At 43.0% G+C, this 21,682-nt stretch carries 22 protein-coding genes; 2 read left to right on the top strand and 20 right to left on the bottom strand.

Annotated elements, in window-relative coordinates; genetic code table 11:
• Positions 1 to 141: 141 nt before the first annotated feature.
• Entirely contained in the window at positions 142 to 1,260 is a 1,119-nt protein-coding gene (locus ACFSTG_RS02410; protein WP_380748096.1) for a DmpA family aminopeptidase, read from the top strand.
• Positions 1,261 to 1,559: 299 nt separating this feature from the next.
• Here ACFSTG_RS02410 and ACFSTG_RS02405 read toward each other — a convergent pair whose 3' ends face one another.
• The 17 genes from ACFSTG_RS02405 to ACFSTG_RS02325 form a co-directional block, all read right to left on the bottom strand.
• The gene (locus ACFSTG_RS02405) at positions 1,560 to 2,420 is read right to left on the bottom strand and encodes an aminotransferase class IV (RefSeq protein ID WP_380748094.1); all 861 of its coding nucleotides are present in this window, start codon (positions 2,418 to 2,420) and stop codon (positions 1,560 to 1,562) included.
• A 435-nt stretch (positions 2,421 to 2,855) separates the two neighbouring features.
• The gene (gene tnpA / locus ACFSTG_RS02400) at positions 2,856 to 3,317 is read right to left on the bottom strand and encodes an IS200/IS605 family transposase (RefSeq protein WP_380748092.1); all 462 of its coding nucleotides are present in this window, start codon (positions 3,315 to 3,317) and stop codon (positions 2,856 to 2,858) included.
• 425 nt (positions 3,318 to 3,742) lie between these two features.
• Positions 3,743 to 6,994 (bottom strand): S41 family peptidase, encoded by a 3,252-nt coding sequence (locus tag ACFSTG_RS02395; RefSeq protein WP_380748090.1) that lies wholly within the window; start codon positions 6,992 to 6,994, stop codon positions 3,743 to 3,745.
• A 277-nt stretch (positions 6,995 to 7,271) separates the two neighbouring features.
• Positions 7,272 to 7,697 carry an SRPBCC family protein gene (locus ACFSTG_RS02390; protein WP_380748088.1) on the bottom strand — a complete coding sequence of 142 codons (426 nt, stop codon included), beginning with the start codon at positions 7,695 to 7,697 and terminating at the stop codon, positions 7,272 to 7,274.
• A gap of 45 nt (positions 7,698 to 7,742) precedes the next feature.
• A complete protein-coding gene (locus ACFSTG_RS02385; RefSeq protein WP_380748086.1) occupies positions 7,743 to 8,033 on the bottom strand; it encodes a hypothetical protein in 291 nt (96 codons plus the stop codon).
• 143 nt (positions 8,034 to 8,176) lie between these two features.
• Positions 8,177 to 8,344 (bottom strand): hypothetical protein, encoded by a 168-nt coding sequence (locus ACFSTG_RS02380; RefSeq protein WP_380748084.1) that lies wholly within the window; start codon positions 8,342 to 8,344, stop codon positions 8,177 to 8,179.
• Positions 8,323 to 8,598, bottom strand: a complete 276-nt coding sequence (locus ACFSTG_RS02375) for a hypothetical protein (RefSeq protein WP_380748082.1) — start codon at positions 8,596 to 8,598, stop codon at positions 8,323 to 8,325. The genes ACFSTG_RS02380 and ACFSTG_RS02375 overlap by 22 nt, the downstream gene beginning before the upstream one ends.
• 2 nt (positions 8,599 to 8,600) lie before the next feature.
• Positions 8,601 to 10,265, bottom strand: a complete 1,665-nt coding sequence (locus tag ACFSTG_RS02370) for an amidase family protein (RefSeq protein WP_380748080.1) — start codon at positions 10,263 to 10,265, stop codon at positions 8,601 to 8,603.
• Positions 10,266 to 10,287: 22 nt separating this feature from the next.
• Positions 10,288 to 11,241 (bottom strand): signal recognition particle-docking protein FtsY, encoded by a 954-nt coding sequence (gene ftsY, locus ACFSTG_RS02365; protein WP_380748078.1) that lies wholly within the window; start codon positions 11,239 to 11,241, stop codon positions 10,288 to 10,290.
• 161 nt (positions 11,242 to 11,402) lie between these two features.
• The gene (locus tag ACFSTG_RS02360; RefSeq protein WP_380748076.1) at positions 11,403 to 11,555 is read right to left on the bottom strand and encodes a DUF4295 domain-containing protein; all 153 of its coding nucleotides are present in this window, start codon (positions 11,553 to 11,555) and stop codon (positions 11,403 to 11,405) included.
• Positions 11,556 to 11,561: 6 nt separating this feature from the next.
• Entirely contained in the window at positions 11,562 to 11,744 is a 183-nt protein-coding gene (gene rpmG / locus ACFSTG_RS02355; RefSeq protein WP_182125037.1) for a 50S ribosomal protein L33, read from the bottom strand.
• Positions 11,745 to 11,771: 27 nt separating this feature from the next.
• Positions 11,772 to 12,011 (bottom strand): 50S ribosomal protein L28, encoded by a 240-nt coding sequence (gene rpmB, locus ACFSTG_RS02350; RefSeq protein ID WP_029038579.1) that lies wholly within the window; start codon positions 12,009 to 12,011, stop codon positions 11,772 to 11,774.
• A gap of 347 nt (positions 12,012 to 12,358) precedes the next feature.
• Complete coding sequence (locus ACFSTG_RS02345; protein ID WP_380748073.1) at positions 12,359 to 13,606, bottom strand: competence/damage-inducible protein A; 1,248 nt, start codon at positions 13,604 to 13,606, stop codon at positions 12,359 to 12,361.
• Positions 13,607 to 13,945 (bottom strand): Hpt domain-containing protein, encoded by a 339-nt coding sequence (locus tag ACFSTG_RS02340; protein ID WP_380748071.1) that lies wholly within the window; start codon positions 13,943 to 13,945, stop codon positions 13,607 to 13,609. It abuts the gene before it with no gap.
• Complete coding sequence (locus tag ACFSTG_RS02335; protein WP_380748069.1) at positions 13,945 to 14,559, bottom strand: fumarylacetoacetate hydrolase family protein; 615 nt, start codon at positions 14,557 to 14,559, stop codon at positions 13,945 to 13,947. Before ACFSTG_RS02335 ends, ACFSTG_RS02340 begins: the two co-directional genes overlap by 1 nt.
• Positions 14,560 to 14,637: 78 nt before the next feature.
• The gene (locus ACFSTG_RS02330; protein ID WP_380748067.1) at positions 14,638 to 16,287 is read right to left on the bottom strand and encodes a DUF6029 family protein; all 1,650 of its coding nucleotides are present in this window, start codon (positions 16,285 to 16,287) and stop codon (positions 14,638 to 14,640) included.
• A gap of 14 nt (positions 16,288 to 16,301) precedes the next feature.
• Positions 16,302 to 16,781 (bottom strand): TlpA family protein disulfide reductase, encoded by a 480-nt coding sequence (locus tag ACFSTG_RS02325; protein WP_380748065.1) that lies wholly within the window; start codon positions 16,779 to 16,781, stop codon positions 16,302 to 16,304.
• Between the two features lie 141 nt (positions 16,782 to 16,922).
• On the opposite strand from ACFSTG_RS02325, the gene ACFSTG_RS02320 reads away from it, so the two are divergent.
• Positions 16,923 to 18,488, top strand: coding sequence for an Omp28-related outer membrane protein (locus ACFSTG_RS02320; protein ID WP_380748063.1), 1,566 nt, complete (start codon positions 16,923 to 16,925; stop codon positions 18,486 to 18,488).
• Here ACFSTG_RS02320 and ACFSTG_RS02315 read toward each other — a convergent pair whose 3' ends face one another.
• The 3 genes from ACFSTG_RS02315 to recR form a co-directional block, all read right to left on the bottom strand.
• Positions 18,489 to 19,268: a 3'-5' exonuclease gene (locus tag ACFSTG_RS02315; RefSeq protein ID WP_380748061.1), complete on the bottom strand. Its 780-nt coding sequence runs from the start codon at positions 19,266 to 19,268 to the stop codon at positions 18,489 to 18,491.
• A 144-nt stretch (positions 19,269 to 19,412) separates the two neighbouring features.
• Entirely contained in the window at positions 19,413 to 20,723 is a 1,311-nt protein-coding gene (locus tag ACFSTG_RS02310) for a dihydrolipoamide acetyltransferase family protein (protein ID WP_380748059.1), read from the bottom strand.
• 244 nt (positions 20,724 to 20,967) lie between these two features.
• The gene (gene recR / locus ACFSTG_RS02305; RefSeq protein ID WP_380748057.1) at positions 20,968 to 21,585 is read right to left on the bottom strand and encodes a recombination mediator RecR; all 618 of its coding nucleotides are present in this window, start codon (positions 21,583 to 21,585) and stop codon (positions 20,968 to 20,970) included.
• Positions 21,586 to 21,682 lie beyond the last annotated feature (97 nt).

Here is a 21,682-nt window from a genome sequence, read left to right as displayed (position 1 = left end):
TTTGAAAACAGGTTAGGTCTTTCTTAGGGGCTGCAAAGATACAATCAAAAATGAGAAATCTCTCATCTAACAACTTAAGCTTGTAGTTTTTAGAATAATCTCCCGAAAAAATTTAAATTGAAGCCTCATTAAACTATTCCAATGAAAAATAACTTCTTTATCTGCCTCACTTTCATCCTGTTTCCAATGTTTTCTGCTCTTTGCCAGGAAAGAGCACGCGATCTGGGAATAGAGATTGGCGTAATGACCCCGGGAACGTTAAATGCGATTAATGATGTTGCCGGAGTGAAAGTGGGCCATACTACCCTGATCAAAGGCGATTCTGTAAGAACAGGAACAACTGCCATTCTCCCCCACTCCGGAAATATTTTTCAGGAAAAAGTACCTGCCGCCGTTTTTGTCGGCAATGGCTTCGGAAAACTTGCCGGCAGCACACAAATTTCAGAACTCGGCCTTCTGGAAACTCCGGTGATCCTCACCAACACTCTAAGTGTTCCTACTGCTATGAATGCGGTGATCGATTATACGCTGAGCCTGGAAAGCAACGAGGATGTTCGGTCTGTGAATGCGGTGGTGGGAGAAACTAATGACGGATATCTGAATGACATCCGCGGGAGACATTTGAAAGAAGCAGATGTGATCGCGGCAATAGAAAATGCTTCGGAAAATAACATTTCCGAAGGGAATGTTGGTGCCGGCACCGGTACAATTGCCTTTAGTTACAAAGGCGGAATTGGCACCTCATCCCGAAAACTGCCTGAATCTTTGGGAGGCTATACGGTGGGAGTGCTGGTGCAGACCAATTTTGGAGGTGTACTCCAGATCGATGGAATGCAGGTTGGCGAAGAGCTGGGGAAATTCAGCTTTAGCAGGCAACTTCTAAATGATGTGGATGGCTCCTGTATGATCGTGGTCGCTACAGATGCTCCTCTTGATCACCGCAACCTCGAACGCCTGGCGAAAAGGGCTTTTATGGGACTGGCTAAAACCGGCGGAATTGCCTCTAACGGCAGTGGTGATTACGTTATCGCCTTCTCGACTGCTGAAAATATGCGAATTCCATACAGGATAGAAACCAACACATTAACACAGGAGGTCGTACCTAATGACCGGGTGACTCCCATTTTCATGGCAGCCATCGAAGCCACTGAGGAGGCAATTATAAATTCACTTTTTATGGCAGAGACTATGACGGGATTTGAGGGAAGAACTGTTGAGAAGTTGCCGGTGGAGAAGGTGATGGAGTTTATCAGGAATTAATTTCCTGGCATGAAATTCCAAGTACCAAAAACTACAGATCTCCCGTCAGTTCGAGTGAATTCTCTACTGCAACAGCAGAAGGGAATTTGTATCGAGAACAAGGGAGAGTGTCAGCCTCTATTCTCGATACAATTTTTTCTCGCTGCCGCTCTAAAAAATCACTCGAACTGACGGCAGAAGTCACCACGATTGTCTCCCCGAGCGGAGTCGAGGGGTACCTTTGAAACGGAATGTCTATGATTTATGAGGTCTCGACTCCGCTCGACCTGACATTAATTTGGAATTTGGTGCTTAGTGCTTTAACCCCTGGTTCTCTTCAAAAACTCCTCCTGAAGCCTTCCCGTGATCTCCCCTTTTTCACCCTGAAACAACACCTGTTCCTTTTCCTGCAGTAGGGAAACGGCAGTGATCTGTGTCGTAGTGCCGGTGAGAAATACATCATCAACTTCTGAAATTTTGTCCAACGGAAAAGCTTCTTCTTTGAATTTGATTCCGAGATCCCTACAAATTTCCAGAACCACCTTGCGGGTGATGCCGGAAAGGATGTGCGGACTTTTGGGATGGGTGTAGATGATTCCATTACTGACGAAAAATGCGGTAGAATGCGAGCCTTCAGTAAAATATCCATCGCGTACCAGCAGGTTCTCGTCATAACCTCTCAAAACGGCTTGTTCATTGGACATGGTGTTTGCAAGTAAGGCTGTGGATTTAATATCACAGCGTTGCCACCTGAAATCTTCAGAAACCAGAACCTTCCATCGCTTCTCATGAAAATTTTCCAGCTTTACAGGAAAAGCATACATCAGAAAAGTTGGTTTGGGAGTTTCCGGGAAGTAATGGGTTCGCGGAGCAGCGCCACGAGAAATCTGAACATAAACCGCCGCATCTGAAGCTGCCAGTCCGGCGCGGGAAAGAGCTTCATACATCAGGGGCTCTAAAATGCTTAGATCGAACGGTATTTTTATTTCAGCCAGGCAATACTTCAGCCGGTCCAGATGATCCTGCAGCCTGAAAGCTTTTCCGCGGTAAAAAGGGGTTACCTCATAAATTCCGTCACCAAACATAAAGCCACGGTCAAAAACAGATATAGTAGCTTCCCGGGGTGGCATCCATTTGCCGCTGAGGTAAACTTCTGAGGGGTAAGTTTTTTTGTTTTTCATACTGGTTCTAAAACGCCTCCCGAATTTACGGAAGGCCTTTCAGAAAAATTATTTTATCTCAGGATTTATTCAGGTTGCAAAATAATATTCTCTGCCAAAACAATCGTCTACAAGTCTTTTTCTCCTGAAGGGATTCGATAATAATAGGTAGTAGAGTAATATTCGACCCTTAAGGGTCGAATTTTTCTTGCAGTTGTACAATATAAAGTCAATAAGGTCGCGGTCATACCTTCATTTTCCACTGCTCTGGAAATATATGTCCCTTTCAGGGTGGTATTCATATTGGCTCAATAAAGAGGAGTTTTTGAGTTTATCATAATATTTTCATGAAAAATGAATCCCGAAGGGATTAAATATTTATAGAAGTAATTCAATTGATCCAATCTCGACCCAGAAGGGGTCGCATAAAAATTCGCCTGGCAACTTGCGACAGCTTCATTCAATCCAGTCGAACAAGTATTCGTCTTTATGTTCTATTCTGTATTTGATTAGAAACTCCTTGTACTCCTCCTTGAAAGATCGTCTTCTGTGATGTTCTTTCTGATTCTGGATATACAAAATCACATTATCCACGGCTGAATGAGAATAGGAGAATGCACCACAACCTTTCTGCCATTCGAACTTTGACTTTAAAAAACCTTTATTATTTATAAATTCATTTGAAGCCTTCTTGATTTCTCTGACCAAATCTGATAAACAACAGGATGGTTTCAAACCTATGAAAATATAGATATGGTCTGGCATACCATTTATAGCCAATAATTTCTGATTTTTATTGGTAATTATTCCTGTTATGTATTTATAAAGTTCTGTTTCCCATTTCTCTGCAATCAGGCTTTGGCGTCCTTTTACAGCAAATACAATTTGAATATAAAGTTGTGAGAAGGTGCCCGGCATTAGATAGAATTTCTTTTGTTTTTAAATCCCAGTAAATTACAAAAAAAGATATTCCACCCTGTCGGGATCGTGATATAATCAATTTATTTTTCTATTCAGTTGCCCCCCTTTCCAGGTTATTTTTTGAATTCCAATTCAGGAAGCATTTGAGCCTTATAGAATCAACAAGTTTTTACCAGTTAAAATAGCCAGTTATTAATTTACATTTTCATCCCGAAGGGATGGTATAATTATAGAAAAGTAATGGGTGAATACATGCGACCCCGAAGGGGTCGTACCCTCTAATCGTACTTTTTCTATAAATCTTTGACCCTTTCAGGGTCCATCTTCTATACATTTCAAAACACGGAACCCGAAACCCCGAACCTTGAAAAAAAACCTCCCGGGATAACGAAAGGCTTTTTGACTTCAGAATCAATTAAAATTTACTCCTGAGATAGTTCTTTTTCTAACTCTTTAACAGCGGTTTCTATTTGAGGGTCCTTTCCGTTAAGGAAATCATTGTAGGGCAGCGGTACCATGATATCCGGTTCCAGTTGGAGGTTCTCGGTTGGCCTGCCTTCGGCACCGATAGTGGCCACCATTGGAATTCCAAAGACGATGGTTGGATCGATCTGGCGTTCCCACCATACTGCGGTTCCAGTTCCGGGAACAGGCATGCCTACCAGCTTTCCGAGCTTGTTTTGTTTGTATATATAAGGAAAGATAAAGGCATCACTGTAATTCCCCTCTCCCATTACCACGATGCTCGGCTTGGTCCATCTGGCCATTGGTTCCCCTCCTTTAACAACATTGCCTTGTGGTGCAAACTTCAGGTATTCCTGTCCGCTCAGAAAGGTGTTCAGGTCGTCATGCAACCATCCCCCGCCGTTGAACCTGGTGTCTACAACCAGCCCTTTCTTGCCGATATTCCTTCCCAGGGCATTTTCATATACGTCTCTGAAACTGCTGTCATTCATTCCGCGAATATGAAGATAACCCAACTCCCCACCACTAAGGGAGTTGACCATTTTCTCCATCCTGTTCACCCATCTCCTGTACATCAACTGACTTTCTTCACCTGTGGAAAATGGCTGTACTTTTTCATCAAAAGTGGTATTGCCCCTTTTGAAGGTCAACAGAGTGTTCTTTTTTTCAAGACCCAGCAGGTATTTGTTCCAGTTCTCATTGGCTCCAATTTCTTTCCCGTTGATCTTTATAATGATATCGCCGGCCTTAACTTTTGAATTGGCTTTATCTAAAGGACCTCCTGCAAGTACTTCGGAAATCTTTATTCCTTCTCCACTGTATTTTTCATCGTAAAGTAAGCCAAGAGCTGCAGATTTTAGTCCGTTATTCTCGGGGCGATATCTGCCGCCGGTGTGAGAGGCATTGAGTTCCCCAAGCATTTCACTTAAAAGCTGTTGATAGTCGTAATTGTTATTGATGTAAGGAAGGAACTTAGAGTACTCTTCTTTGTACATCTCCCAATCGACTCCATGCAGCCCGGGATCATAAAATTTCTTCTTTACCTGCCGCCACATGTGGTCGAACATATATTTTCTTTCACCCTCTGCATCTACCAGCATATCTCCTGCAATGGCGATATTTGTCACTTCCCCCGATTCTGCATCAACTTTGACCAATTTCCCTTCATTGCTCAAAAAGAGGGTTTTGTCATCTTCACTGATCTCAACACCGCCGGGGGAACCTCCCATCTTGGCGAGGATCTTCGTTTCCCTCGTGCGTGGCTCTGTCACCCAAAGGTCATAACCCTTTTCAAAAGACGCCAGGTAATATACTTTACTCCCGTCCTTGTTAAGCACATAGTCACTGATACTGGAACTATTGATAGTCAACTTTTCCTTCCTATACTCCAGGTTCTCCAGGTTAAGAGTTAGGGGCTTTTTGTCGTCAACCTTTTCTTTTTTCTTTTTAGATTTCCTGGCTTCTTCCTCTTCTTTCTCTTTTTCCTCCTGTTCTTCCTTCTCCTTTTTTTCTTTAGCGGTAAGCAGCTCGAACTCTTCTTTGCTTAGTTTGTACTTGTCATAGGCCTCCTGGTCAAAGAAAACCCCATAAATATCCACTTCCCTGCTGCCTTGTAAGGCGAGGGATTTTCTTCCCTCTTTACTGCTTTCATACGTCATCATTTTTCCTTCCATGGCCCACTTGGCGTTGGACTCGCCAAATCCGCTGTTCACCGGGTGGAAAATTTCTCCCGAACCATCTGCTTTGATCAGGGCCACATTGTTGTTGAAGAAATAACCTTTTTGATCATCCACCAGCAGCCATCGGCTGTCGGGGCTCCATTCGTAAGACCAGTCTCCGTCACTGTAGGAATAGTTCCTGCCTTCGGGGAAAATGGTGGTCTTCTTTTTTGAATCCAGATCGAGCACCTTCAGGATGTTCCTTTCTTCAATAAAGGCGATTTTCTTCCCGTCCGGTGAATATTCTGGCTGAAATTCTTCTGCTTCCGTAGCAATAACAGGTTCTGAATTTAGCACGGTAGAAGCATAGAAATACTCCTCTTCGGGTCGGGTTAGTGTCACTTTATACACATTCCAGCTGCCGTCCCTTTCCCCGGAAAATAACAAGGTTTTCCCGTCTTTGGACCAGCTGATCATTCTTTCCTGCTCGGGGGTGTTCGTGACTCTTTTGGTGCGCGAATCATCCACGCCGGTAACAAAGACCTCCCCGCGGTTCACGAAGGCGATCTCCTTGTTGTTTGGTGATACCGCGAACTCGGTGACCGAATTGATCTCCATATTCTTCACGGCCTCATAGCCCGAATCACTCATCACCTTTACCTCCACTTTTTGGGCCGTTGCACCCGGACTCAGGGTGTAGATATCCCCTTTCCAGGAAAAGGCCAGTTGGTTATCATCTGAAATCGTCAAATGCCTTACCGGAAAATCCTTGAATTGCGTCAGCTGTTCTTCATTCTCTCCCGAAAGGGGCATTTTATAAAGGTTTTGCGTTCCGCTCTTTTCGTTGAGATAATATACTGCGGAAGCATCTGAACTAAAAACCGGCTCCCTGTTCTCGCCTTCGAAATTGCTCAGTTGCTTATAGGTGTTGTTATTGATATCATACAACCAGATGTCCCTGGTGACTGAAGAAGTGTGGTGTTTTCTCAGGGCATCTTCATATCCTTTACGGTCTTCAAAAACGAGTTTAGAACCGTCTTTGCTGAAGTTTGCATCATCTGCCCCTGCCGCGGTGAGCAGGATAGGCCTCCCCCCTTTTACCGGAATGGTGTACAGGTTGGAAAACAAACCCGGACTCGGGAATCTTACACTTTCTGCGGGGGCATTGCGCCCACTGCCGAATAGTACCTTCTTATCATCTGCCGTGAAATCATAAGGCAGGTCGTCTGTACTGTTGAAGGTTAACCTCACAGGTGCACCGCCGGTAGCAGGCATGGTGTAGACATCGAAATTCCCGTTGCGGTCGCTGGCAAAGGCAATGGTCCTGCCGTCGTTGCTCCACACAGGCCAACCGTCATACGCGTCACCGGTAGTGATAGGAATGGCTGTGCCTCCCTGTTGGGCCACACGGTACAAATTGCCCATATAACTAAAAATAATGGTCTTCCCATCGGGCGAGATGCTCGGGGAGCGCAACCAGTGCGCAGCCTCCTGGGCTGAAATTGAAGCTGAAAACATGGCAATGAGGATTGCCAGGAAAAATCTTTTCATGAAAGTAGGTTTTTGAAAGATAAATATCGGAAAAATCACAATTTGTTAAGCACCACACCTTTGGGAAAATTTTTTAAGCACCAGACATTCGTGAAATTCCAATTGTTCAAGCATTAAATTCCAATCGTTTTCAATACAAATCTCCTTCGCGGTCTTTGCGAAGAGCTTTGCGGACTTTGCGTGAAAACCTTCGAAAAATCCTAATTTAAAGCACCAAAAACCAAAAGTTTTCAGCGCAAATCTACGGAATCACCGGGAAGTTTCCCGGCGCAGAAAACTATTGTCCAGCCTGTTTCTCGGCATACTTCCTAAAATTATCCAGGATGGCCTGCCAGCCGGTCTTTTGCTGATCCATACTGTGAGAACCTTCTACCTCAAAGGTTTCGGTGATTTTGGTTTTGCCTTCCACCTCAGAAAATTGGATGACTACCGGCCGGCCATCGTCAAGGGTGCAGGAAATTTGTTTGTGGGCATCAACCTCGTTATACTTCCCGCTATAATCAAACCCCATGCTGCCATCTTTTGCTTCCATACGCCAGGAGAACCTTCCACCGGGTCTCAGGTCATTCTCTGCCGAGGGGCAGTGCCACGTTTCTGCGGCAAAATTCCATTGGGTGATGTGCTGGGGTTGGGTCCACAGTTCCCAGACTTTCTCTGCGGGAAGGTCCACAAGAGTTTCTACAGTTATGGTTTTGGCCTCCATATCTTTTCACCTGGTAACTGATTGAAATTTTGGAAAAGAATTGTATTATATCAATTTTGCAATAAAAACAATTAAGAAAAATAACAAAATACCAACCGCAAAGAGAGCAACCAATATTTTCATTTTACTTGTATCTTTCTCTTTGTCCTGAACCTGGAATTTTTGCTCAATAAACATCCCTAAAGGAATACTGAGTCCTGCAAGCAATGGTATTGAGATGGCAATGTTTTCTGTGATAACAAATGAGGTAATTGCTGCGGTAAATCCAATGATCGCCCCAAGGAGGTAACCTGCACCTTTAAAAGGCTTTGAATTAATACTTTTTGATTTTTTCATTCTGCTTATCCTTTTAAAAATTAGAAAGTACGTCTATTTGGTCGTCCAAGAAGCCGTGCACACAACCTTTTTAGGAAAACCAATTTGATTTTTATCAAAAAAAAGATTGATGAAATCAATTTTTCCGATTCCCCGTAAATTTATCAAATTCCTGCATAAGTAGCTAAAGGAAAACCTAAAGGAGCGAAGGGTTTTTTAACAATTTCAGGGAATAGTTCAAAGAAAAAAATTCTCCAGGAGACTGCAGGATGAGAAAGTATTTTTCCAATGGACTTTAAAATATCACTTTTTATAGCTGCTGCTGTATCCACACCGCCAGTTCCCTTTCGTAGATGCGGGTGAGGATGATGGCCGCGGCTCCCAAAAAGACGAAGATCCAGGAATATTTTTCTTTTTTTACCTGCCACCAGGAAATTACGGCCAGGATCAAAAATGGTACACTCAGGAGGAGATTAGGTACTACCCAGGCTTCCCTGAAAATAATGACCACCGCCTTCATAAACATATAGAACAGGCTGTAGAACAAAATGATCTTGGTGAGGATGACAAGGTTTCTGTACGACATTCCTAATTGTAATTTGCAGGTACCTTACGGGTCCTGTAATTCTTCTCAAAGGCATAACCCAGTTGGAGTAATTTTTCCTCTTCGAACGGCCTGGTGATCAGGGTAAGGCTTTTAGGCTCCCCCGAGGCTTCATAACCCATGGGTACCGTAAGGGCCGGATATTTCGCCACGGCGGCATAGGCCGCATGATAATTATTTACTGAGAGTACTACATCCAGATTATGTTGTTGCATGGACTCCTCAAAAAACCTTCTGCCGTTCTGCTCCAGTTTTGTACTTAGCGCCTCCAGATCTTCAGGGCTGGTGGTGTCAGCCACAATGCCTTCAAACAATTTTTGCCCGTAGGGTGCCCGTAATACACTATCTTCCTTATTGAAGTTAAGCAGTTCTTCCACATTTTTATACTGTACTTTATCACCGGCACTTGAGGAAAGATAACCGGCAAGATCCCTTTTCATATCTGCATCCAGAAGGGTGGTGAAGCCATCAAGCGGTACTTCAGGAGTGTCATATTCTACTACGACAGCGCCCATTTCCTTTATTTTTTCCACCGCATGATTATACAGGGAATCAGTCAGCAGAGATTTCATGACCCCTACCCTTTTTCCTTCCAAAGTAGCTCCTTCCAGGGCATGAACATAGTTCTTCCCACCCGCAACAGATCTTGAATCCAGGCTATCTTTTCCTGTCATTGCATTCATTAAAATGGCATTATCGATCACCCATTTGGTCATTGGGCCAGGGGTATCGAGAGTTCCCGAAATAGGAACGATTCCGCTTCGGCTTAAAAGCCCAATAGTTGGCTTCAACCCTACTACCGAATTCTTGGAAGCCGGCGAAAGAATGGAACCGGCAGTTTCGGTTCCTACCGCAGCTACGGCGAAATTAGCGGCTACCGCAACCCCACTACCGGAGCTGGAACCCCCTGTTTCGAACTGTTTCCTTCCGTAGGGATTAAGGGTTTGCCCCCCAACGGCACTGTAGCCCAACGGGCAGCCTTCACAGAAGTAATAGGCCCATTCGCTTAGGTTAACCTTACCCAGTACAAGGGCTTTGTGTTTTATAAGACGATCAACTATATAAGCATTTTCTGAAGGTTCATTTGCTGCAAGAGCAATAGAGCCGGCAGTGGTAGGCATATTACTGGTGTTGATATTATCCTTTAAAAGTACGGGCATACCATAAATAGAATTCTCGTTTACGTTCACTCCCGCTCGTGCATCTAAGGCTCTTGCCTGCTCAACCACATCTGGATTGAGCGCGATCACGGCATTAAGGGAAAGCCGGTTGTCACTTTCAAACTTCCTTATCCTGTAAATGTAAAACAAGGTGAGGTCTGTATAGCTAAGCTTTCCTTCCTTTATCGCATTTTGGAGTTCCGGAATATTTTTTTCAAGAATAAGGGGTTTTAGTTCCTCATATTTTTCTTCGGAAAAATCTGCAAGATCAGCTTCAAAAGATTTCCAGATATCGTTTTTGTCCGAAAATTTTGAGTTGATGAGTTTAAACTGCATCCTTTCATTCTCGTGTTTTGCCTGTTCCTCAAGCTCAGCTTTTTCATCGCCGGCTTCCCAAACAATGGGTTCTGAAGTGGGTTTTTGTGTGGAGTCAGATTTACAGGAAAACAGTGCCAGGCACAAAAGCGGCAGGAAGTACAGGTTTTTCATAAGATGGGGAATTTCAGGAATGCTATTTAAAAAATGAGTCTACGAATTCATATTTGTTGAATACCTGGAGATCTTCCATTCCCTCTCCTACTCCAATGTATTTCACAGGGATCTTGAACTGGTCACTTATGCCTATCACCACACCGCCTTTCGCAGTACCATCAAGCTTGGTAACAGCAAGGGAAGTAACTTCGGTAGCGGCGGTAAACTGCTTTGCCTGTTCAAAAGCATTCTGGCCTGTAGAACCATCAAGAACAAGCAAAACTTCATGAGGGGCATCGTCAACCACCTTTTGCATCACCCTTTTCACCTTTGTAAGCTCATTCATTAAATTGACCTTGTTGTGTAAACGGCCGGCAGTATCAATGATGACCACATCGGCATTCTGTTTCACTGCGCTTTGCACGCTGTCAAAGGCTACGGAAGCAGGATCGCTTCCCATTTTTTGTTTGACGATGGGTACATCTACCCTGTCTGCCCACACCTGCAATTGATCAATGGCTGCAGCACGGAAGGTATCTGCTGCACCCAGCACAACCTTCCTGCCTTCTTTCTTGAACTGGTAGGCAAGTTTACCAATGGTCGTGGTCTTACCCACACCATTCACACCCACTACCATGATCACGTATGGTTTTTTATCTGTAGGCACATAGAAGTCTGTAGCCTCCCCTGAATTGGTTTCTGACAATAGGGCTGCTATCTCTTCCCTAAGTATTTTATTAAGCTCGTCTGTTCCCAGGAATTTATCCCTGGCCACACGCTCCTCTATCCTGTTAATGATCTTTACCGTGGTACTCACCCCCACATCGCTGCTTACCAGCACATCTTCAAGGTCATCCAGGACCTCGTCATCAACTTTTGCTTTTCCGGCAACGGCTTTACCCAGTTTGGAAAAGAAGTCGGTTTTGGATTTTTCAAGCCCTTTATCAAGGGTTTCTTTTTTCTCCTTAGAGAAGATTTTCTTAAATAAACTCATTATTTGAAATGGTCTTAAAGTTCTACCTGCTAAAGCAGTTTATCGTTCCTAAAGAAGATATATGGGAACTGATGTCCGGCTTCATAGTGCAGGTAAATATACACAAAAAGAAAAAGCCGTCCCGATAGCTATCGGGACGGCTTTAAATATTTTAAAATAACTTATTTCTTATTCAAGAAGTCATTTACCATTTCTGGAGCCATGATTTGCTCCACAAAAGTATAGGCGCCGCTTTGAGGAGATTTTACCATCTTGATCGCTTTGGTCAATCTCTTTGATCCTGTCTGTAATGTTGCTACTGATTTCTTTGCCATGACTTATTATTTTATTTCTTTATGAACCGTCATTTTCTTAAGAATAGGGTTGAATTTCTTCAGCTCCATTCTGTCTGGCGTGTTCTTTTTGTTTTTTGTTGTAATGTATCTTGAAGTTCCCGGTTTCCCAGTACCTTTATGCTCTGTACATTCTAATATAACCTGTACTCTGTTGCCTTTCTTTGCCATTTTACTGCTTCTTAGATATTAGATTTACTACTTGTTTAAAAAGCCTTTTGCACGGGCGTCTTTAATTACTGCAGCAATTCCTTTTTTATTAATTGTCTTAATTGCAGAAGTAGATACTTTCAAAGTGATCCATTTATCTTCCTCAGGAATATAAAAACGTTTTTTGACCAAATTGGCGTCAAATTTACGTTTTGTTTTATTCATCGCGTGGGAAACATTGTTTCCAACCATCGCTTTCTTACCTGTAAGTTCACAAACTCTTGACATTGCTCTATACTTTAACTCGTTATTTCAAAACAGGCTGCAAATTAACGAATTTTTTACCTAATAGCCAACAGCGATTAAAAATTATTTTTTGAGATTATTCTTCGGAAGACTTCTGCAGCAACACCTTAAAAAACCACTGGCTTTTGGCTGTTAGCCGCTGGCCTTTTTTTCGCCTTCGCGAGCCTGCCGAAGGAGAATCACCTGAAGCAATCTCATCATAATATACAAGCTAACATAGCAAAACACGAATTGGACCGGCAGTTGCTTCTCCCAGCTTTTAGACTTGATGATACATAGGGTCCAGGAGAAATCGGCTAACAGATAATGGCCAACAGCTAAAAGCTTCTTCAAGAAGTAATTTCCTTCAATATCATCTCAAAAGCCTTGTAAATGGATTTTTTGATCACCTGGTCGCGGTGATTTCCGAAGAGGAACTTTTGCGAAAACACTTTTTCAGGAGTTGCAAGAGCGATGAACACTGTACCCACCTCAGCATCACTGTCCCCTTTTGATGGGCCCGCATTTCCGGTGGTAGAAAGGGCATAATCGGTCTTAAATAACTTCCGGGCATTCTTTGCCATAGCTTCTGCAACCTCAGCACTCACCACACTGTATTTTTCGATTAGTTCTTTATTTACGTGAAGGAGCTCGATCTTGGTTTGTGTAGCGTAAGTTACGATCCCACCTTTGAAACAGGCAGAAGCTCCGGGATGGGTGGTGAATTCGGCTGCCAGGGCACCTCCTGTACAGCTCTCGGCTGCTGAAAGGAACTTTTTTTCAGTACTAAGCAGTTTACTTATCTGTACCGCGATGGTCTCATCCTCTTCATGTTCATCTGTAATAATGTCTCCCAGGATTTCATAAAGGTCTTCTACCTCTTTTTCAACAGAACTTATCAGGTTTTCTTCATCCTCACCTTTCCCGGTTAATCGCAGACGCACACTACCAAAATCAGGGAGATAACCCAGTTTGACATGGGAAGGTAATTTGTCCTCAAAACCTGCAAGTTTGTTCGCAATGGCACTTTCACCCATCCCCCGGGTCTGGAGGGTCTTGTGGTAAATGAAAGGTCTGTGGAACTTTTGACGTAGGCGGGGAATCACCTCTAGCTCCATGATTTCCTTCATTTCATAAGGCACACCCGGCATGGAGATATAGACCTTCCCGTCCTTTTCCATCCACATTCCCGGTGCAGTACCGTATTTATTTTCTAAAACAACGGCTTTGGAAGGGACCATTGCCTGCTCCCGGTTAAGATCTGAAATGGGTGTGGTTTTATATTTTTTGAAAAGTTCTTCTATGTGTGACAAGACCTTCTCATTCAATTCAAGTTGATCTCCAAAGTATTCGCAGAAGGTATATTTGGTGACATCATCTTTTGTAGGACCCAATCCGCCGGTTAGAAGAATAACATCGGCGCGGCCGGAAGCCTCTTTAAGGGCTGCCAGAATATGAGCTTTATCATCCTGGATGCTGGTGATTTGATAAACAGAAATTCCAATTCCATCGAGTTCCTTAGCAATAAAGGCAGAGTTGGAATCTACCACCTGCCCTATTAAAAGTTCATCCCCAATGGTAATAATTTCTGCCGTCATCTACAGGTCAAAATCTTGCTTCAGTTCGTTAACGGCTTTGTCAACCTTTACAGTAATGATTTCGGCAGCCTCGTCTACTTTAGTTTTTTCTTTACCGTCTCTCGCCCACTCTTCAATGACCTTGATTTGAGGCATCAGTTCGAGGCCAAACATCTGGAGGTTAGGTTTCATTTTATGCGCATACTGGTATGCCTGCCCCGGATTGTTTTCTGAAACAGCCTGGTTCATCGCTTCAAGATCTGGCGGGATCTCTTCGATAAAGGTCTGTACCACGACTTTAAGAAAATCCTGGTCGCCACCGGCCATTTCTTCTACACTGTCTAAGTTGTAAGTGCTCATTATTTTACCTGTATTGAAAAAATTTGTTCATCTTTTATGAATCCCTTAAGCCCATCATTGATCTTTACCGGTCCTACTCCTGCTGGTGTTCCTGTAAAAATGACATCGCCAATCTTAAGGGTGAAATATTCCGAAATATATTGAATTAATTCGTCAATTTTCCAAAGCATGTGAGATGTGTTGCCTTTTTGGACTAGCTCTCCATTCTTTTCAAGACTGAATTCAATATCATCAAGATCGGAAAATTTACTTTTATTTATCCATTTTTCCCCGATCACCGCAGCCCCGTCAAACGCCTTTGCTTTTTCCCAGGGGAGTCCTTTTTCCTTTAATTTCTGCTGAAGGTCACGTGCAGTAAAATCAATTCCCAATCCTATTTCATCATAGTATTTATGAGCGAATTTTTGCTGAATGTGTTTTCCTATCTTGTTGATCCTTACCAGCAACTCGACCTCGTAATGCACATCATTCGTGAATGGCGGAATAAAGAAAGGTTGTTTTTTAAGAAGGATCGCAGAATCGGGTTTTAGAAAGATCACGGGATCGTTGGGCCGTTCATTTTTCAGTTCCTCAATATGATCGGTATAATTACGGCCAATACAAATTATCTTCATTTATAACGTCTAAACCAGTTTTAGAGAAAGAATCCTTTTTGACTCCCCAGCCAAATATAGGAATTTTAAAAGGCAGTTTTAAAAGCTTAACTGAAGATTCATGCTGAGACCGGTGTTTTCGGGCACGAAACGACACACTCCGCCAACGCAGATTAATCCTCCACGCTGCCTCCCATAGTTCAGGGCAATGCGTGTACTACCATGAGTGTAGCTTCCGCCGAAATTATAATAATGATATTCAAACTCCCCACCATAGTTCCACGAGTCTGCCGCATAAATACCCAGTGCCGGGGTAAAATTATATTCGAGTAAACCCCCGGCCCAATTACCGCGGTCTTCTTCGGTCCAAAGATGCTGAAGTTCCAGCCGTGCAGACCTCCCCTTTCCAAACCTATAGGTATTTTCAATGATCGCAATTGTGGCCTGAATATCATAGTACCCCAGCGGACTGCCAACAGTGATCCCTTCATCAATATTAAGATCTGTTACTGAATATATCCCGCTCCATTTCATATTCCAGCGTTTTCTAATGCCAAGGCTTAATTCCCTGAAGTAGTTTTTTCCTGATGAAAAAAATGCAGAAGAATACTCATTCCCGGTCACATCGAATTCTGCATCAAGGCCAGACCAGTGAGAAAAATTCAACTCGAGCTTCGTTCCATATTTACCTCCAAAAAATGTTTCTTTAGGTAGAGAATAGTATACATCTGCCTGGACACCTGTCTCCCCGGCCTGGTTTTGTGCGGATGAAAGCAACAACCTGGGCTGGGAACTATAAACATAAATATTGTTGAGAAGATAATCATGCTGTTTGGTCAGCGCAGGGACGTAAATGATAAGCTGCCGGTTGTATTGATTCCCCTCTGCATACCTATCTGAATAAAAACTGAAGTTCTCCAATCTTCTGAAAGTTGTATTAATTCCGAAGCCCGGGATTGCATATCCCAGATTTAAAAGCCAGGCTGAACCTTTAAAAGTTTTACGTTCATTGGTTATGAAACCATTATAAACCAGCACATCGGGCTGCTTATAGACTCCTTCCAGTTCAGAAAAGAAATTCCCAAAATCAAAATTTAACCTTCCTGAGAAAGCAGCAACAGAAACAGGAACTCCTTCAAGGTCTCTGTCATCCTGAAACCTGTTCACTACACTTGAGCCAAAGCTCAGGCTATAAGCTTCAGCCCCCATTAGTCCGGAAATATCAAGATTTGCATCTATTCCCCCAATGGTACCTTCTGAAGTCTCAAAACCTATTCTTTGCTCCCCATACAAAGCCGTGAGATCAAAATGATCAATCCCTGTAAAACCTAACCTTACCCCTCTCATAGCATTATTGATCCCCAGCTGCCTGTCTTCCCAAAAACGCAGAATAAGGCCACTGCCAAACTGCTCATAAAAATAGCCTGCAGTTACTTCAACATTCTCATTTTTATAATTAAGAAAGTAGGTAGCGATCTCATTTCCCTCCAGCAGAGGATCGTACCCCAGCAACGGTTCAGGAAGATAAGCCTCGTACTGCAACCCCACCGTGAAGTTCTTTAAACTAAAATTAAGATTGAAATAATTGTTTGATCTGAGATCTTCAGAAGGAGCCGTAAAATCCAGGCCTTCATCATCCTGCAGCCACTGGGAATTGGATTCGAAGCTTCCATAGAAATTGCCGGTATCCTGTGAGAAGGTTAGCCAGGGCAAAGTGAAAAGGAAAAGCAAGAAAAGGGTCTTCTTCATACCTATTGGTGCCTTTACCGTGAAAATTCTAGCAGTTTCTCATACAATATATCTTCAGATCCGGGAGAATATCCCGAATGTTTATACAGTATCTTATTGTCTTTTACGAGGAGAGTTAAAGGAACAGTTGCGGCCCCAAGAGCCCTTCTAAGGTCGTTATTGGTATCCAGCAGGACCTTGTAATCCCATCCTTTTCCTTTCACCATGGGCCGCACCCGGTTTACGGTCCTTGGATCATCAATGGAGACAGCATAAAGGTCAAGATCGAAATCCTCCTGCCAATCTTCATAATAGAGATTAATGGCTTCCAATTCATTGATGCAGGGAACGCACCAGGTTGCCCATAAGGAAATGACCACTGTTCTTTCTTCAGAGATCTTTTGAAGATCCACCTGCCTGCCATCGAGATCTTTTAAGGTGAACCGGGGCACCTCTGACTGGGCAAAACAAGTAGAGAAAACAAAGTAAATAATAATGAAGTACAGTTTTTTCACTCCTTACTTATTTAATAGATTTTAAGAAAAGGAATTTAGCTAAAAGTTTGATAATCCCCTAATATTAAGGTAAATAATCAAGAGATTATGATAAATGTTTTAAATTTTTATTTATTTTTAAGTAAAACAAAGTGGGGCATCATGAAAAATTATTATTCCTTTAACACCGTTATCATCCTATTTATTTTCTCAATTTTCTTTTTTTCCTGCAGCAGTGATGATGGCGGAGAAGGAGGCGGAAGTTCAAATTCTCCCCAGTCTATAACACTTTCCTCCAATTTTACTTCGGAGACCGCCAGCGTAAATGAGATCATCAATTTTACTGTTAAGGGAAATGACGGAAAAGACTATACCAGTCAAAGTACGATCTACCTTGACGGAGAGGCTATAAGCGGAAAAAGTCACAAATTTACCGAGGGTGGCTCTCATTCCTTTACTGCTAAAATGGACAAACTTACCAGTAATGTAATCTCCATTACAGTTGAAAACACTGGAGAAGTAGCTCAACCTGATGCCATCACCCTCTCCTCCAATATGGGATCCTCAAATGTTAACGTCAATGAAGAAGTAACTTTTCAGGTTTTGGGAGATAACGGGATCGAGTATACTTCCCTAAGTACGATAATGGTCAACGGGGAACCTATCAAAGGAAACAAACACACTTTTAACGAGGGCGGTGACCATGAGATCAAGGCAGTTTATGAAAACCTGAATAGTAACGCGCTGAATTTCAAAGTAACTTCTTCCAATTATATAACGATCAACCGAAACAAAGCCTTAAAAGGTCAGGAAGTGAATTTTGAATTTTTTGGATCTGATGGAGAGAAAGCTACGACTAATGCCACCTTTTTCGTCAACGGTAGCGCTATTAGCGGGAATACCTTTAGCACCCAAACTACGGGAGTGTATGAAGTAATCGCCAAAACCGACAGTGGGGAGGAAACCGAAGCAAAGGGTTTTGAGGTTTTCACCCCGGTACGAAAAGCTTTATTTGAAGATTATACAGGCACCTGGTGCGGATGGTGCCCACGGGTTACAAACGCTATTCTTCTTATCAAGGAACAAACTAATGACATTGTAGTGGTTGCTGTTCACTACCAGGATGATATGATGAAGGATGAATCTGAGGTGCTGGTGGACCATTTTGAGATCCTGAGGTTTCCTCACGCCAGGTTGAATCGTACCCACGTGCTTGAATATCCCGAAGATGGAGAAGAGCAACTTGAGCAGGTCCTGGATGTCGCAGGCACAGAATCCCTATATAGTTTTGCCATAAATACAACGCTTAACAATGACCTGCTGGATATTGAAGTAAAAATGATCTCTGCAGTTGATATTCCCGCGAATTACAAATTAGTGGTTTATGTACTGCAAAACGGGGTCATTTTTCCACAGGAGAACTACCTGAACAATGATTCTTCAAGTCGCTGGTACCAGGCAGGATATCCAATTCCCAACTTTGTTCATGACGAGGTCCTTGAGGTTTCCCTCACCAATGTTCTGGGGGATTCTTTGGGTGCTGTTTCTGCTTTTGAAGAAGTCACCTTTGAATATGGACCTGTTGATCTCTCTTCATATGTTTACAACACCCCAAAAAACAGTTATAACCCCAATAATTTTGAGGTAGCGGTTTTCCTGACTAAGGAAGATAACACTGCTTTAAATGCACAACATGTAACTGCCGGGCACAGTGTTAATTTTGAATAGTTATTTAAGTTTGGTATTCAGTTTTCGCAACTTAATGGCAGTAATTATCTTTTTGGTATAAAGGGGGAAATCGGCATTTTGGAACCATCCGAAATAGCCGGGTTCCTGTTCCAGGATCTCCTCTACATATTTTCCTTTGTGCTTTCCGAAAGTAAAGATCTCCCTGCCTTTTTTATCAAAGGCAATATAACCTGCTATATCAGCACAGTTCTTTCGGGCACTGAAGTCTGAAAGCCATTTTACATCATTTTTGAGATCATCGCCATACATGTCCAGCTGTGACTTAAGCACCTCATAGGTAGCCTCTGCATCTACCGCAGCACTGTGTGCACCATCCAGATCTTTACCGCAGTAAAACTTATATGCGGCCGCCAGGGTGCGTTGTTCCATCTTGTGAAAAATGGTCTGCACATCTACTGCCATCATGTTCTTTACCTCGAAATCAACACCGGCTCTCAGCATCTCCTCAGCCAAAAGCGGAATGTCATATCTGTTTGAATTATAGCCCGCAAGATCACATCCCTTTATCATTTCGTTCACCACCCCGGCCAGCTCTTTAAAAGTGGGTTCATTGGCCACCTTTTCATCATCTATCCCATGGATGCTTATTACTTCTTTAGGAATAGGCACTCCCGGATTAACCAGCCAGGTCTTGCTTTCCTTATTGCCGTTAGGGAATATCTTCAGGATCGAAATTTCAACTATACGATCCTTTGCTACATTGGTACCGGTTGCTTCAAGGTCGAAAAAACAAATAGGCCTGGTGAGTTTTAACTCCATAATCTTAATTCAAATTTTGATAAAGATACTGTTTTTTGGAGGTCCCGAAAATAGGATTGACAGGACCTTTATAATATAAAGAGAAAAGCCATGAACTTCTCTTTTTCATAAGTTCATGGCTTTTATGCTAACGGGACCTTAATTCTAAAGATCCCTGTTCTTGTCAAATTTCTCGAGGTACTGTGCCACACGCTGTACGAATTGACCCCCAAGGGCCCCATTCACCACACGATGGTCATAGCTGTGGGAAAGGAACATCTTATATCTTATTCCTATGAAATCACCTTCAGGCGTTTCAATTACCGCAGGTACTTTTCTTATCGCACCCAGGGCAAGGATCGCTACCTGAGGCTGATTGATAATAGGGGTTCCCATAACACTTCCGAAGGTACCCACATTGGTCACCGTATAGGTACCTCCCTGGATATCGTCTGGTTTCAGTTTGTTCATCCTGGCACGGTTGGCAAGATCATTTACGGTCTTCGCCATGCCCACCAGGTTCAACTGGTCTGCATTCTTGATCACAGGTACTATAAGATTACCGTCTGGCAAGGCTGCTGCCATCCCCAGGTTAATGTTCTTTCTTTTAATGATCTTGTCGCCGTCAACAGATATGTTGATCATAGGAAAATCCTTGATAGCCTTGGCCACAGCTTCCATGAAGATTGGAGTGAAAGTTAATTTTTCACCTTCTCTCTTTTCGAAAGCATCCTTGTTCTTTTTTCGCCAGTTCCAGATGTTGGTGACATCCACTTCTATAAAAGACTGAACGTGAGCAGAAGTTTGGGTACTTTCTACCATGTGGTGAGCAATCATTTTACCCATTCTGGACATTTCAATGATCTCATCTTCCCCATTCACACTTACCGGAGTTTTAGCAACCGGTTGTGGAGCCGCTTGTTTTGGTGCGGTCTTTTGTTGCGCTGCAGCCGGTTGAGCTGTACGATTTTCAAGGTAGCTTAAAATATCATTTTTAGTCACTCTTCCATCCTTTCCGGAACCTTGAATATTTTCAAGTTCTTCAAAGGATACCCCTTCTTCTTTGGCAATGTTTTTAACCAGGGGCGAGTAGAACCTGTTAGAATCTGCAAAATCTGAAGTGCTGATACCCTGGGCCTGCTCCACTCTTTGTTCGGCTTCCGCAACGGCCTCTTCAATTTCAGGGGAAGGTACTTCCTGATCTGCCACCGGGGTAACATCTGCTGCGCCTTCTCCTTCGGTTTCAATAATAGCAATGGTTTGCCCAACCTGTACAACATCATCTGCATTGAACAGCTTCTCCACCAGAACGCCATCTACTTCACTGGGAACTTCACTATCCACCTTATCTGTGGCAATCTCCAGAACTGCCTCATCAGCTTCAATGGTATCTCCTACTTCTTTTAACCAATTTGTTATCGTTGCCTCGGCAACACTTTCACCCATCTTGGGTAATTTAAGTTCAAATTTTGCCATATTCTTATCTCGAAGATGTTATACGTTAAACTGACTGCGAATTTACTAAAAAATAAGGTATTTTAATAATAAATATTCAGCCCATAAAAAATCCGGAAGCTGCTTATGCTCTTGTACTGAGCTGCTTTTGCGCGTAAAATTACGATTTCGCAGGTTTATTCCGAAGGTATTGCAACTGTTTTTTACTTTACGGATGCTTTCAGACGAAAACGTTTTAGCCGAAAGATCATTACAACTTTCTTATTTAATTCCTCAGGGAGCTTTCAAAAGGGATCCGGTTGGTTATACTTCTGCCCAGGGTGACCTCATCTGCAAATTCCAGTTCATCTCCCACAGAGATACCCCTGGCGATGGTACTGGTCTTAATATCGAGCCCCTCCAGTTGCTTGAAAATATAGAAATTCGTAGTATCCCCTTCCAGGGTACTGCTTAAGGCAAAAATGATCTCATCGATCTTACCGCTTTTAGCTTTCTCCACCAGCGACTTTATGGTAAGCTGGGAAGGGCCAATACCTTCCATAGGATTGATCTTTCCACCCAGGACATGATACAACCCCCTGTACTGACTGGTATTCTCAATGGCCATCACATCCCTGATGTCTTCCACCACGCACACGATCTCTGAATTTCTTGATGCATTGGCACAGATCTCACACAGCTCTGTATCGCTGATGTTGTGACAGTTCTTGCAGAATTTCACTTCGGTCTTGAGGTCGAGTAATGCTTTGCTAAGGGCCACGGTTTGCGACTCGGGTTGTTTAAGCAAATGTAGCACAAGACGTAGAGCTGTGCGGCGCCCAATACCCGGAAGCTGGGACATTTCATTTACTGCTTCCTCCAGTAATTTTGACGAAAATTCCATGCCCCAAAAATACGGATTTTTCCATGAGACTTCATAAAAATAACCGCCGATCTCTTTGCTGCACGTTTAGGGTTTATTTGTATTTTGCCCCGAAATT

Source organism: Salinimicrobium flavum (genome assembly GCF_042684505.1).
Lineage (GTDB): Bacteria > Bacteroidota > Bacteroidia > Flavobacteriales > Flavobacteriaceae > Salinimicrobium > Salinimicrobium flavum.
Note: the sequence above shows the minus strand (reverse complement) of the source record. Positions and strands in the feature narration are given on the sequence as shown.

Excerpts from the sequence above, each read along its gene's own strand:
- ACFSTG_RS02410 (WP_380748096.1), top strand. The coding sequence starts at position 142 with ATGAAAAATAACTTCTTTATCTGCCTCACTTTCATCCTGTTTCCAATG.
- ftsY (WP_380748078.1), bottom strand. The coding sequence starts at position 11,241 with ATGAGTTTATTTAAGAAAATCTTCTCTAAGGAGAAAAAAGAAACCCTT.
- ACFSTG_RS02340 (WP_380748071.1), bottom strand. The coding sequence starts at position 13,945 with ATGAGCACTTACAACTTAGACAGTGTAGAAGAAATGGCCGGTGGCGAC.
- ACFSTG_RS02385 (WP_380748086.1), bottom strand. The coding sequence starts at position 8,033 with ATGAAAAAATCAAAAAGTATTAATTCAAAGCCTTTTAAAGGTGCAGGT.
- ACFSTG_RS02395 (WP_380748090.1), bottom strand. The coding sequence starts at position 6,994 with ATGAAAAGATTTTTCCTGGCAATCCTCATTGCCATGTTTTCAGCTTCA.
- tnpA (WP_380748092.1), bottom strand. The coding sequence starts at position 3,317 with ATGCCGGGCACCTTCTCACAACTTTATATTCAAATTGTATTTGCTGTA.
- ACFSTG_RS02335 (WP_380748069.1), bottom strand. The coding sequence starts at position 14,559 with ATGAAGATAATTTGTATTGGCCGTAATTATACCGATCATATTGAGGAA.
- ACFSTG_RS02315 (WP_380748061.1), bottom strand. The coding sequence starts at position 19,268 with ATGGAGTTAAAACTCACCAGGCCTATTTGTTTTTTCGACCTTGAAGCA.
- recR (WP_380748057.1), bottom strand. The coding sequence starts at position 21,585 with ATGGAATTTTCGTCAAAATTACTGGAGGAAGCAGTAAATGAAATGTCC.
- ACFSTG_RS02360 (WP_380748076.1), bottom strand. The coding sequence starts at position 11,555 with ATGGCAAAGAAATCAGTAGCAACATTACAGACAGGATCAAAGAGATTG.
- ACFSTG_RS02345 (WP_380748073.1), bottom strand. The coding sequence starts at position 13,606 with ATGACGGCAGAAATTATTACCATTGGGGATGAACTTTTAATAGGGCAG.
- ACFSTG_RS02310 (WP_380748059.1), bottom strand. The coding sequence starts at position 20,723 with ATGGCAAAATTTGAACTTAAATTACCCAAGATGGGTGAAAGTGTTGCC.
- rpmB (WP_029038579.1), bottom strand. The coding sequence starts at position 12,011 with ATGTCAAGAGTTTGTGAACTTACAGGTAAGAAAGCGATGGTTGGAAAC.
- ACFSTG_RS02375 (WP_380748082.1), bottom strand. The coding sequence starts at position 8,598 with ATGTCGTACAGAAACCTTGTCATCCTCACCAAGATCATTTTGTTCTAC.
- ACFSTG_RS02370 (WP_380748080.1), bottom strand. The coding sequence starts at position 10,265 with ATGAAAAACCTGTACTTCCTGCCGCTTTTGTGCCTGGCACTGTTTTCC.
- ACFSTG_RS02405 (WP_380748094.1), bottom strand. The coding sequence starts at position 2,420 with ATGAAAAACAAAAAAACTTACCCCTCAGAAGTTTACCTCAGCGGCAAA.
- ACFSTG_RS02320 (WP_380748063.1), top strand. The coding sequence starts at position 16,923 with ATGAAAAATTATTATTCCTTTAACACCGTTATCATCCTATTTATTTTC.
- ACFSTG_RS02330 (WP_380748067.1), bottom strand. The coding sequence starts at position 16,287 with ATGAAGAAGACCCTTTTCTTGCTTTTCCTTTTCACTTTGCCCTGGCTA.
- ACFSTG_RS02390 (WP_380748088.1), bottom strand. The coding sequence starts at position 7,697 with ATGGAGGCCAAAACCATAACTGTAGAAACTCTTGTGGACCTTCCCGCA.
- rpmG (WP_182125037.1), bottom strand. The coding sequence starts at position 11,744 with ATGGCAAAGAAAGGCAACAGAGTACAGGTTATATTAGAATGTACAGAG.